The organism is Senimuribacter intestinalis (assembly GCF_943192965.1).
GTDB lineage: Bacteria > Bacillota > Clostridia > Peptostreptococcales > Anaerovoracaceae > Senimuribacter > Senimuribacter intestinalis.
The window spans coordinates 121,201-134,245 of record NZ_CALPCF010000002.1 but is presented as its reverse complement, the minus strand read 5'-3'; the positions used below and the strand labels follow the sequence as shown (position 1 = coordinate 134,245).

Genomic DNA, 13,045 nt, shown 5'->3' with positions numbered 1-13,045 from the left:
TATAAATCTATCATTATTGAAGAAAGGACAAGAGAACTATGCAAAAACTACTTCAAAAAATTGGTTTAGGCGAAAAGATGTCAAGGAATTTCTGGGCAATTCTAATCGTCGCTTTCGGTGGCGCCATCATCTATGGTCTGCCATATTTCAGATTTGACTATTACGATGTTTATCTGGAAACCTATCATCTGACCAATACCCAGATGGGTGTATTCGGCAGTGTACTGGGTATCTTCGGTATGATTTCCTACCTATTCGGAGGAATTGTCGCCGACAGATTCTCCACCAGAATGATTCTGACCGTATCGCTGATCGGAACAGGTCTGGGCGGATTTGCTCATCTGCTCCCGCTAAACTACACTGCTCTTCTATGTCTCTACGCATTCTGGGGAATTTCCTCCCTGTTTGCATTCTGGCCTGCCTGTGTTAAAGCAGTGCGTATACTCTCCGGTTCCGGCGACCAGGGTAAAGCCTTCGGCTTCTTTGAAGGCGGCAGAGGCATCGGCGCCGCTTTAATGGCGATGGGCGCAGTAGTCGCATTCAGAATCGGTATCGGTCAAATTGACAATCAGGCACAGGGAATGAAATACGTTATCATATACTACTCTGTTCTGACTATTCTGATGGGAATTTTAGCATTCCTCACCGTTAAAGACGGCAAGATGGAAGCCAGCGACAGAATCTCCTTCAAAGGCATTGGTCAGGTTCTGAAGCTGCCTGCAGTATGGATTATCGGATTCGTTACCTTCTGCAACTATGTATTCACCCTTTCCCTGTACTACTTCACACCGTATGCTACAGGTATTTTAGGCGCTACCGTTACTTTTGCTGCAACTCTAGCCGCTCTGAAGAGATGGCTTGGTACTGTCAGCAGTGTGGCAGGCGGCTATATGAGTGACAGAATCGGAACAGGCAAAACGATTTTGATATCCTTCTTAATTATGGCTGCAGGTACCGCAGGCATTTTACTGCTGCCGACTAATGCTAAGAGCATCATTGCATTCACTGTCATTTTCATGATCATTTATATCTTCTACAGTGTAAACTATGCGCAGACTTGGGCAATGATGGACGAAGGCGCAATCCCTGAAAAATATTCCGGCACTGCGGCAGGTATCATCTCCACCGTTGGTTATCTCCCTGAAATCTTCGTGTCCGTCATGGCAGGTATCATGATTGACCAAAACCCAGGCGTTGGCGGCTACAGACAGTTCTTCGGATTCATGATTGGCATGCTGCTGCTTGGCGCTGTCATCACCGTAGTATGGATTAAATTCCTGAAGAAAAACAACGCAAACACAACAAATCAAGAAGCATAAGCAATTAGAATGGTAACTATGATGAAAAAAGAAAGTGTAAACAAAGAAATATTATTTGAAAGGGTCTATGTAGAAACGCCTGTCGATACTGACGGCGACGGCAGGTATGACCTGATTGCCGTTTACATCAGACGACCTGTATCAACACTTCACGGCGAAAAAGTTCCTGCTATCTATGTGGCCAATCCGTATATGCTGTCCTGTAATGAGAACTGGTATGCGCCGCACAATGTAAATCAGGAAGTAAAAGTATATCCTGCACAAAACATTGCCGAGGAAGATATTCGCTACGACTTTTCCAAGGAGCCAACCTTTGCAGTCACGGAGCATCGTAAGACCAGCGGCTATGCTAAGACCTCTCCCTGCACGGAAGAGGTTGAACTGGAAGGCATCAATCCCATTTACAATCATTTTAACGCAAGAGGCTATGGCTGCGTATTCTGTGGCGGACTGGGCACTAGAGGCTCCGAAGGCTTTACACTGTCGGGTTCGCGCGAAGAGATTCTTGCTTTCCGTTCCGTCATAGACTGGCTCTGCGGCAGATGTCGTGCTTTTACCAACAAAACCGACAACATTGAGATTAAAGCAGATTGGTGCACAGGTAAAGTCGCTATGTCAGCGAAATCCTACCTCGGAACTATGTGTATCGGCGTAGCGGCTACCGGCGTGGAAGGACTGGAAACCATTATTCCCGAAGCAGGCATCTGCAACTGGTACGACTACTATCGATACAACGGGCTGACTGTACCTGCCCTTGACTGGCAGGGAGACGATCTGGATATCCTTGCAAAGTACTGTTTTAGCAGGGCTAAAGATCCAGATGACTACGAAAAAATCAAAGACGCTTATGCCCAGCAGCTGGAAAATCTGTTCATAAACGAAGATCGGGATTCCGGCAATTACAACCTGTTCTGGGATCAGCGTAACTATCTGAGACAAATTGAAAACTTCAAAGCCTCAGTATTTATCATTCATGGTCTCAACGACTGGAATGTAAAGACAAATCAGTGCATTCCCCTTTTTCAGGCTTTGGAAAAGCAAGGAGTTGAGCGAAAGCTTCTGCTTCATCAGGGTGAGCATGTCTACATATATGCGCTGAAAGACGCAGGGGTGCTCTCTATGCTGGAACGCTGGCTGGATCACTATCTAAAGGGCATCGATAACGGCGCTGAAAAAGAACCAAAAGTTTTGGTAGAAAGCAACACAGATCAATCCCGCTGGTTTGCCTCTGATACATGGCCTCCGGCAGACTGGTCTTATGTGGACTTCCCGATTCGCAGCGCTAGCAATCAAAAGACTTCCGTTATCGTCGATGATCTATCTAAAACAGCCTACGACAAAGCTTCCGACAATCAGAAAGAGTGGCTGGACAACTTGGTTTTAGCCGAAGAAAAAGACGCACCATACCGCTGCAGATTTTTCTGGGATCCGTGGGAAGCAGATACCTCAGCGCAGAAAACAGCTCACTGCAGCGCCGATGAACTGCGCATCTCCGGCACCATCAAAGTATCCTTTGATGCAGCCATCGATAAAAAAACGGCTATTCTCAGCGCTATGTTGGTAGATATAGGCGCAGACTGCCGAATTACCGCTGAGCAAGTGCCTGTCGAAGGGGATAATACTTTCGTCTTTGGCACGGAAGCCTCCCCATCTGCATATAAAGTGATCAGCCGCGGCTGGCTCAATGCGCAGAATCGAACCTGTCTCTGGAGCAAGGAAGATATTATAGCTGGACAGATTTACAGCTACGATTTTGATATGGTTCCGACAGATCACAGCTTGAAAAAAGGTCATAAACTGGCGCTTATTCTATACGGCATCGATGCCCAGCAGACATTGCGACCGGATACAGTCACCAGAATTGAAATTCCTACAGGCAGCATCCGGGTACAAATTCCTCTGCTTTAGGCACATAATTAAAACTATTACAAAGGCTGCCTTCCCGGCGGCCTTTGCTCATATTTGCAACGCCAAAATCTATAGCCCTTGTGGCTGCCGCAGCCATATATAGCAGCATGGCAAAGGCATGAAAAATATCATTAGCCATCAATACTGACAAAATGATAGCAGAATGCAGGATTTTGTCAGTAAATCGTAAAGAATCCATCTTAATACGCCTGAAATCCTGACAGAACTGACAAAATCAAAAATAATTGTCAGTATTGGCAGGAATTTTGAAAGAAACACTGACAAAACTGACATAAATCTAAAAAGCTGTCAGTTTTGTCAGTTCCAGAAAATCATTAAACGTTTTTCGTGCGTTTGCCGTGTATAGCGGGAAGAACACTTGCCATTCAAAACAAAATATGATATCGTTTTTGTATAGACTTTTGCATTCAGGAGGATTTTAATGGAATTAAAAGAACTAACAGTCTCCGAACTTTCTAGCGGCTATTACCGTTCAAAGGAAACCGGACAGCTTACCTGCATCTTCTGCGGCGAAGCTTTTGAGGAAGGACTTATCTATAATTCCCGAGGAAGAAATGTCACGGCTCAGCGCGCCATAGCAGAGCATATCTTCGACCGACACGGCGGCGTATTTCACGGGCTGATTCAACTGGACAAGCAGATTAACGGTCTCTCCGAAGTGCAGAAAGATATTCTCACCGGCATGTATGAAGATATCGATAACAAAACCTTGGGCGAAGAACTTCACATCAGTACCGCTACAGTTCGCACCCACAAATTCAATATACAGAAAACGAAGCGTCAGGCACAGATTCTGCTGGCAATTCTCGCACAAATTGAGGACGAGGAACTGGTAGCAGCCAGAAAACAGCTGTCAGATGAGAGTGCAGAAAAGGCACCGATAGATTTTCCAAAGCCAAATCAGGATTTCTGCCGCAACACCCTGCACCCGTTCTTCACTACATTTGACTTAAAATAGCGACATAAGAGTTTCAGGAGGTAGTTAAAACTATGATCGGATATTACAACAAACTCGCAGAGTTTAAAAAACTGATCAGCCGCATAGAGTATTTATCCTATACGCAAAATTCTCTGATTTACTGGGATAAGCTCACCTATATGCCGCCTGGCGCCATCTCCTATCGTGCCAAAGTCCTCGCTTTTCTGGCAGATGAGCAGTACAGATTTATGTCTTCTGCAGAATTCAACAGCTACATGGCTTACTTTGATCATCACAAGAAAAATGATGCTCTGACCAAGTCCATGATTGCGCAGATAAAGCAGAGCGCCGAATACGTACGGCGGATTCCCGAAGATGAATACCAGGCATATATCCAGCTGATTGCCGTTTCTGAGCAAGTTTGGGAAGAGGCAAAGGCTAAGTGTGATTTTGCCTTATTTCAGCCATATTTAGAAAAAATCTTCAGCACTTTTAAAAGTTTTACGAAGTATTGGGGATATGAAAAAGATCCTTATGACGCTCTTTTGAACTATTATGAGCCTGGACTCACAACAGAAACGATTGATAATTATTTGGTGAAGCTAAAGCCTTTTCTCATAGATCTCTACAGTCAGATTCAGCAGTTAAACCGTTCCTCCCTTTCTTCCTGCGAAATCCTTCCAGTCATGGGCGGCAGCAGCCAGAAAGCCCTTTGGGAGCATCTTCTTAAAAAAATGGGGTTCAGCTTTCATACTGGGCGCGTGGATATCGGTTCACACCCCACAGTTCTTGCCAATTCTCCCGATGATGTGCGCATTGTCAACGCCTACCGCGAAGATAATACAGTTTTCGGTCTGTTCAATGTCATGCACTCTGCAGGCAAAGGCATCTACCAGCAGTCCATCAGCAAGGATTTGCTGGGTACTTTTCTGGCAAAGGTACCTTCTTTCGCCTTGGAAGAAGGAATCGGGCGGTTCTATGAAAACATCATCGGAAGGAGCAAAGGCTTTGCTGAATTTTTTACACGGGAACTTTCGGTTTTCTCTGGCGGCAGCCACTTGCTTTCCGCTCAGCGTTTCTATGAAGATGTCAATGCAGTAACACAGGCCCCAATCCGTCTGCAGGCAGATGAACTGACTTATCTGCTTCACGTTATCATTCGCTATGAAATCGAGCGGGATCTCATCAATGACCGTCTCAAGGTTTCCGATCTGCCTGAGGTTTGGAATCAAAAATACCAGGAAATGCTGGGCTGCACACCTGCCAACGATGGAGAAGGCGTGCTGCAGGATATCCACTGGGCTGCCGGTTATGTCGGATATTTTCCGACCTATCTGGTCGCAAATCTTGCAGCTGCACAGCTGGCAACTGCTATCGATACCAGCTGCGGCCATCTGGACGATCTGATAGCAAAAGGAGATTTCGCTGCAATCAACCAATGGCTGAAAGAAAATATCTTCACCTACGGGGCACAGTATTCCACCAGCCAGCTCCTAAAATCAGCTTCCGGCAGCTCGCTGTCATCCCAGCCCTACATGGATTATCTGCAGAAAAAATATACAGAAGTGTACAAATTATAATTTCCAAGGCGCAGTGAGTATATCATGGCAGCATCCTTTGAGAAATCTATGCTAAACAAAAACCGGCTTCATGCCGGTTTTTATTAAATCGTTATCAATTTTTCAAAGCAGTAATGGGTACAACATATACACCATCTTCCCTTTGATATGCTGCATTTGACATACCGCATATCACGCACAAAATTGCAGGCAGTTTCCCTTTGGGCTCTTTTTCAATATCTTTTTTAAGGCGAAGTAAGGCTTCTGCTGCTGCTTCTATCTGATTGGCACCCAGCTTAATCTCAAAAGCACTCCACTTTCCATCAGGCATTTCAACAACAGCGTCAATTTCGCCGCCTCTATAATCCTGATAATGATAGAGCTTTCCGCCAAAAGACTCCGCATAAATCTTTAAATCCCGCTCGCATAGAGACTCAAAGAGAAATCCCAACGTCTCTAAATCGCCGAGAAGTCTTTCCGGTGTAGCTTTCAGCAAAGCACACGCTAAGGAAGGGTCCGAAAAATGCCTCTTCACCGCCTGTTTTACACGAACAGAGGAGCGAATTTCAGTTGAAAACGGAGGCTGATTATCAGTAATAAACAGTCTTGCAAAAATATCCAGATATTCTTTTACCGTTTCGATATCAATATCCTCATCATCTATTTCTTTCATATCATTTTTTAAGGTTTTATTTGTAACAGTTGTGCTCTCATTTCGGGCAAGGGAGCGCAGCAGTTTCTCCATTTTAACAGTATTTCGCTTTACCCCATCTATGCGATATACGTCATCTTCAATGACCGCGCTTAAATATTCCTCAGGTATGATTGCTGCCTGCTCCTGTGATAATCCCAAACTACCCGGCCATCCTCCACGAATGATATAGAAAATCAATTTTCGCAAATCCACGTTTCCTGTCATTACAGCTTGGAAGTCACCCTTACAGAGTTTCTCCAAGGAAACTTCTCCTGAAGAATCACCCGACTCATACAGCGACATCGGACGCATTCGCAATCTCGCAATTCGCCCTGCCCCACTATGCAGAATCCCTTTGTGATTAGGCGTCGCTGAACCGGTCAAAATAAATTGCCCCTTTTCCCCCGTCTGATCCACCTTATATCTAACTGCGTCCCATATAGGCGGCACTTCTTGCCATTCATCAACAAGTCTAGGTGTTTCCCCCTCTAAAACCAACTCCGGCGATAACTCTGCCAATTTCCTGTTCTGAAAATTACCTTCCGGATTGCCAATTAAAATTTCACTATTGCTATGAAAAGAAGACGTCCAAGTCTTCCCGCACCATTTAGGTCCTTCTACGCATACCGCTCCGAAAACTTGCAGATATTCTTCAATGGTTTTATCAATGATTCTCGGCATATAATATTTCTTGTCCATGCTCTCACCTCTACCATTATTGTACCCCAATCCGATAGATTTTACAACCTTATTCCTATTTGTTTTATTTTTTCAACCCGATTGATTTCACATTTTCAACCATACTAATTTTAAAAAAACAACCGGATTCCTGCAAGGTCGCCGGTTGTTTTCTATTTATATTCTACCTCTTATCTCTCCGCATACTTTCCGATAATCGCCAGTATCAATTCCGCGGTTTTCTCCATATGGTCGATATTGGCAACCTCGGTCACGGAGTGGTGATTCCAAGAGCCGGTTCCAAGGTTCGGGCAAGGCACGCCTTTGAAAGAAAGCTCCGCACCGTCTGTACCGCCGCGAATAGCCGGCACACGAGGTGTAATGCCAAGCTCAGCAATCGCTTCTTTAGCGTAGTCAATCAAGTGCATGTGAGGTCTTACCATCTCCGTCATGTTGCGGTAGCCGTCGGTCACTTCTGCAGTCACTGTGCCATCACCGTACTTAAAGTTGAGCAGTTCCGCCACTTTGCGCACTGTATCTTTTCTCTTTGCAAACTTTTCAGCATCGTGTTCTCTGATGATATAGCGCAAGGTCGCGGTACTGCAATCGCCGTCCATGTGCATGAGGTGATAAAATCCCTCGTAGTTTTCCGTGTGCTCCGGTCTTTCAAACGGCGGCAGCATAGCGTTAAACTCCATAGCAATGAGCATGGCGTTCTTCATTTTGTCCTTAGCTTCTCCCGGATGGGTTTCTACACCCTGCACGGTGATTTTGGCAGAAGCGCCGTTGAAATTCTCATATTCGATATCGCCAAGATCTGCCCCGTCCACCGTGTAAGCAAACTCTGCGCCGAATGCTTCCACATTGAAGTTGTCCTGACTTGTGCCGATTTCCTCATCAGGCGTAAAAGAGAATGCAATCTTGCCGTGTTTCGTCTCAGGGTGAGCCGTAAGATATTCCAGTGCCGTCATAATTTCTGCAACGCCGGCTTTATCATCACCGCCCAGCAGGGTTGTTCCATCAGTTACAATCAGGCTGCATCCTTTAGCATTTCGCAGATTTTCATCGGTTTTCGGATCCAGCACAGCCCCTGATTCCAGGGTAATTATACCACCGTCGTAGTTCTCAATGACGCGAGGCATTTTTACCGGTGACGGATGAGCGTCAGCCGTGTCCATATGCGCAATAAAACCGATGGCCGGCACACTTTTATCCAAATTTGACGGAATACTGCCGTAAATATATCCCATATCATCAAGGCGGACATCTTCAATGCCAAAGCCATTCAACTCATCTACCAGCGCCTGCGCAAAATCCTTCTGTCCCGGCGTGCTCGGCACCGTACCGATCCCCTCCAGCGACTGGGTGTTCATCATCACATACTTCAAAAATCTTTCCTGTAGCTTCATTCTTTTCCTCCTATACAATCTTTTTATTTTTCTTCGCCCAGGCAGCAATTTTCCTGTAAAGCTGTCTGACCGCTTCTTCCTCTTCTTCGCTTACTGGCGTATTTCCAAAAGCTGCCCTGCTGACGATTTCCGTCGCCCGCTGCGCTTCCTCCTCGCTGACTTCCGCTACCGCTATCGCCAATTTCTGCGCAAAATCCTCTTCACTGCCGTCATAACCGGAAAGTACTCCCGCACCCTGCAGTTTTTCCAGTATTTTCGCAAATGCCTTTCGGCAGTTCATCCTGTCAAGGGAACGCACATACAACTTTCTTCCCAAAACTGCGGCGGCTATGGTCACGAATACTGCCGCAAGCAGTGCCAGGACTATCACTTCAAGACGCGTGCTGCGTCCGCTCTCCTCCTCTTCCGGATTCTGATCCAAGCCTGTCTCCGGCTCATCATCTTTCTTATCAGGTGTATCAGGACGCTCTGTCTCATCCGTTTCACCTTCTGTTCTCTCAAAATCCGGTCGCACAGCTTCTGCGCTGCTCTCTGCTCCCTCATCTGAAGGCGTCACTTCAACCGGCGTCCAGCCCAGTTCTTTGTCGAAAATCTCCGGCCATGCGTGAGCCTCCTCATCGGTAACGACTGCATAATACATTCCATCTTCTTTTTTCACAAAATCCGATGGTCTCACCGCAAATCCCATGGAATAACGGGCAGGCACACCATACATACGATAAAGCAGCGTCGCCGCCGAAGCAAAATGCTGGCAGTATCCTTGCTGGCTTTCAAAGAGAAAATGCTCCACTGGCTCTTTTCCCAAAGGGATTCTCCCCGGTGAATCAGTATACGTCCCGTGGGTCAGCAAATAATTTTTGATAAAGGATGTAATATTTGCTTCCCCTTCCATGGGATTTTCCTGCTGCAATGCACTTAAATTCGGCAACTTACTTCTGTTTATCTGCGTATATGCCTTTTGCGCCGCTACTTCGTAACGCCGATGCAGATTACGCTCCCTGTCAAAGACATAACTCCTTGCCAAGCTGTACACGTTATCTCCATTTTCATCAATTCCCGCAAAAAAGTTAGAAGTACTCGCCGCATCCCAATCCGGCTCCATATCCTTTTTCTCAAAATATGCATAGCCCTCTTCCCCGGCTTGCAGCACGTGGTTCTCCCAGGATGCATTGTGCCACTGACCATAGTAAATCCCGTAAGACGGCGAGTCCTGATCTGCACGTCTTACGTAGAGAATCCGTTCCTTCTCTGCGCCTGCACGGTTCACGTCGTAATACATATTAATAAAACGATTTACCGTATCGGCTCTGCTATCTATCTCATTCAAAATCTCCCTGTCCGCCGCGGGAAGCCAAGTTCCGTTGCTATATGTACCTCCGCTGAAATCCCGCAGATAGATGGTCTCCGTCGGCTTTTCCTCAGCACGGACTTCCATGACCACCGTGTCTGATGTGTACAGATTTCCTCTGTTAATTCTCCGCACGTTCTGCCGGTTTTTCACAGTAATTGTGATTTCACTCTCAATCTGCTGCAAAGTCGGGTCAATCGCTTCCGCCCAGCGATACAAAAACCCATCGCCGCTTCCTGCTATTACATGAGAGACCAGCAGCAAAACAGCCAGCATCCCTGCCGTAATACCTCCGGCTTTTCGCATCACCTTTGGACTTCCTTCTGCCTTTTCTCCAAAGTGAACCGCTGTAAAAAGCACCTGATAAAGTCCCAGCAAAATAATACAGAGCCAGCCGGGGTCGATTCCGGTAATCGGCACGCTGAGCAGAAGCGCCATGGACAGCACCCACATGATAAAATGCCAGCCCAAAACGCACTCTGTCAAAAACAGCAATACAGAAAGTCCGCCAAAGACGCAGACCAAAAATCCGGTCATGTCGTACATGTACCAGTAAAGCCTACCCTCTATACAGCCGAGAAAATATGGAAACATTTGAATTTGTGCCAAAATCCAGTCGTCCCAAATGAGAACACACCCTGCAAAAAGCACAGCGGCTGCAACAGGCAGCGCTTTCGCCTTAATCCCGTAAATGCTCCAAAATAGCAGGCATGGCGCAGCCGCCGCAAAGAGAACCAGCTGCCTTTGGCAAATTAAGTCCTCTATGTCAAACACATAAGTTAATATTCCCAAGATTCCAATCAAGAGAAGAATCAGATGGAAAACGGTATTTCTATTTTTCATCAAATCCCTCCCCGATATAAACGGTCTGCGCCAGCTGTTCGCTGAGCTTTTCCGCCTCAAAAATCGCAACCCTTTTCTTTCCATAGAAAAGATTCAGCTCTAAATCCAGACAAAATCCTTTTGCACAAGCCGCCTCATCGCCGGCTGTCAATCCATTAAACCGGTCTTCTTCACGGTAAAGTCTGCATAAAAGCAGGTCTATTTCCCTCTCAGAACTAATCCTTGCGCTCTGCAGCGTGTTGTCCTCACACCGCCAGCACACTCTTAGAGACCTTCCCACCGCCAAGAGTCCGGCAACTACCCCATACAGCACCTGATAAAAGGCACTGATTTTTTCCGGTTCATACTCGTCACACCCGGCTAAATCCAGAAACAGTTCACTGCATGCGTCACTGATTTCACGATATTCCTTTACGAAGAGATTATCTGAACGAACACTCTGCTTCCATGCGATATCCCTGGCTCTGTCGCCCTGCTGATATTCGCGAATCTGAAAAAGTTCCCGCTCTGTCTCTTCCTCCGCTGCGCTGCCCCTTTCAAGGTAAATACGCAGCACATGTTTTGGCGGAAGTACTGCGATTTCTATAGATGTCTTCTGCGCAAAGCGCCTTCTGAAAAGTCCCAAATAATCCCAAAGATACGCTTTTTTTATGGTTACATCTAAAAGACCGCAAAGTTCCGCACGAGCCGGCAGTTTCAGCAGCAGCGCCTCCTTTGCATCTAAGGAAATACTCCGACTTTCCTTTCTCCTGCGGCAATTCTTATCTCGCTTCATCTTTTTAGACGCCGTCTGATTTCTGCGATATCCCCAATTCCATTTCAGCTGCACCTTTGTCACTGGCAGCACGCCAGTATTTTCCACTGTCACAGAGCAAAGGGCATCCTTTTCTGTATGAAGCCGCAGGTTCTGCAGTGACTCCGCGCTCAGTTGCACACGACTTCGCAAATACCAACTGAGAGGATACATGGCAAGAAATAACATCGTTTCCGCTGCTGCCAGCACCATGATGTGCGCTGCATGGAAAAATCCTGCCAAATACCAGCTGACCAAAAAGAGTGAAATTAAAAACACTTTTTTCATAGCTTGGCTCCTATTTTTTACTCATGGCAGGTTTCTTGGTTCTCGTTAGAATTTCCGATAAGATTTCAGCCTTTTCCGCCTGATTCTCTTCGTCGCTGCGGTCTGTCCGAATACGATGCCCCATCACATAAGGGAACACTTCCTGTACATCCTTTGGCATAACAAACTCCCGTCCGTCAAGCCATGCAGCTGCCTTTGCCATCTGACAAAGGGCGATACCCGCTCTGGGACTTGCTCCCTGAAGGAGCCTTTGATGCACTCTGGTTCCTCGCACCAGATTGACAATATATGCAGAAACCTCTTCACCGGCAAAGACTTCGTCGACCTGCTTCTGCACTGCCTGCAGAGTCTGAATGTCGAGGTTTTGTTTTACTGTTTCAATCGCAGTTCTTCCGCCTTTTCCCATAATCATAGCAAGCTCGCTGTCAAAATCCGGATAGCCCAAAGACAGACAAATCATAAAGCGCTCCATCTGTGATTCCGGCAAAGGCTGCGTTCCGGCGCTTCCCTCCGGATTTTGCGTAGCAATGACAAAGAAAGGACTCGGCACTTTTCTGGTAACACCCTCCACACTGACCGTACCTTCCTCCATGACCTCCAAAAGGGCTGACTGCGTTTTCGGCGAAGTCCTGTTAATTTCGTCCGCCAAAAGCAGATTGCAGAAAACACTGCCCGGCTGATAAACAAACTGCTCCGTTTCCTTCTGATACATGGAAAATCCCGTCAAATCCGAAGGCAGCACATCGGGCGTAAACTGCACCCGCTTATAGTCCAGTTCCATTTCCCTTGCAATGGTCTCTGCCAAAGTAGTCTTTCCAGTCCCCGGCAAATCCGTAAGCAGGACATGTCCGCCGGAAAGCAGTGCTAAAATTATCTGCTTTACCTGCTCCTCTTTTCCTAAAATTATACTGTTTACATCCTTCATTACCTGCTGCAACGCAGTTCTTGCTTCATTCATGGTAGCACCCCTTTTCTATTCAGACTTGTCTGATAACTATATTCTTATTTTATCATATATTATCTTCTGCTTTCAAGGCACTTCTCTCCTTTTGATTCTATTTTAAAAAAGGGGCGGGTACTCTTAGACGAAAACTTAACCCAAATCAAGAAATGTTCAAAAAAATGTATAAGAACGCTGTTCTGAAAGCGCAGTAGACTTACATCATTTGCAAGATATGCAGCAAATCCGAAATTTTCTTGCATAAAACGCAAAAATGCATATAAGTTTAGCCGCCGCTGCCTACCGACGACAAATACTTTTATACA

The 13,045-nt window shown here is 46.2% G+C and carries 9 protein-coding genes; 4 read left to right on the top strand and 5 right to left on the bottom strand.

The window, feature by feature from the left end:
* Positions 1-38 precede the first annotated feature (38 nt).
* From NFR88_RS02595 to NFR88_RS02580, 4 genes are all read left to right on the top strand, one after another.
* On the top strand, positions 39-1,319 hold the full coding sequence (locus NFR88_RS02595; protein ID WP_160201777.1) for an MFS transporter: 1,281 nt from the start codon (positions 39-41) through the stop codon (positions 1,317-1,319).
* Positions 1,320-1,337: 18 nt separating this feature from the next.
* The gene (locus NFR88_RS02590; RefSeq protein WP_251613354.1) at positions 1,338-3,227 is read left to right on the top strand and encodes a Xaa-Pro dipeptidyl-peptidase; all 1,890 of its coding nucleotides are present in this window, start codon (positions 1,338-1,340) and stop codon (positions 3,225-3,227) included.
* A 442-nt stretch (positions 3,228-3,669) separates the two neighbouring features.
* The gene (locus NFR88_RS02585) at positions 3,670-4,206 is read left to right on the top strand and encodes a helix-turn-helix transcriptional regulator (protein WP_160201774.1); all 537 of its coding nucleotides are present in this window, start codon (positions 3,670-3,672) and stop codon (positions 4,204-4,206) included.
* Positions 4,207-4,238: 32 nt separating this feature from the next.
* Positions 4,239-5,747: a carboxypeptidase M32 gene (locus NFR88_RS02580; protein ID WP_160201773.1), complete on the top strand. Its 1,509-nt coding sequence runs from the start codon at positions 4,239-4,241 to the stop codon at positions 5,745-5,747.
* Between the two features lie 94 nt (positions 5,748-5,841).
* On the opposite strand, the gene NFR88_RS02575 is transcribed toward NFR88_RS02580, so the two are convergent.
* From NFR88_RS02575 to NFR88_RS02555, 5 genes are all read right to left on the bottom strand, one after another.
* Positions 5,842-7,119: an ATP-binding protein gene (locus tag NFR88_RS02575; protein ID WP_251613352.1), complete on the bottom strand. Its 1,278-nt coding sequence runs from the start codon at positions 7,117-7,119 to the stop codon at positions 5,842-5,844.
* Between the two features lie 170 nt (positions 7,120-7,289).
* A complete protein-coding gene (gene pepT, locus NFR88_RS02570) occupies positions 7,290-8,507 on the bottom strand; it encodes a peptidase T (RefSeq protein WP_251613350.1) in 1,218 nt (405 codons plus the stop codon).
* Between the two features lie 10 nt (positions 8,508-8,517).
* Complete coding sequence (locus NFR88_RS02565; protein ID WP_251613348.1) at positions 8,518-10,698, bottom strand: transglutaminase domain-containing protein; 2,181 nt, start codon at positions 10,696-10,698, stop codon at positions 8,518-8,520.
* On the bottom strand, positions 10,688-11,779 hold the full coding sequence (locus NFR88_RS02560; protein WP_251613346.1) for a DUF58 domain-containing protein: 1,092 nt from the start codon (positions 11,777-11,779) through the stop codon (positions 10,688-10,690). Before NFR88_RS02560 ends, NFR88_RS02565 begins: the two co-directional genes overlap by 11 nt.
* Positions 11,780-11,789: 10 nt before the next feature.
* Entirely contained in the window at positions 11,790-12,737 is a 948-nt protein-coding gene (locus NFR88_RS02555; RefSeq protein WP_251613344.1) for an AAA family ATPase, read from the bottom strand.
* Positions 12,738-13,045 lie beyond the last annotated feature (308 nt).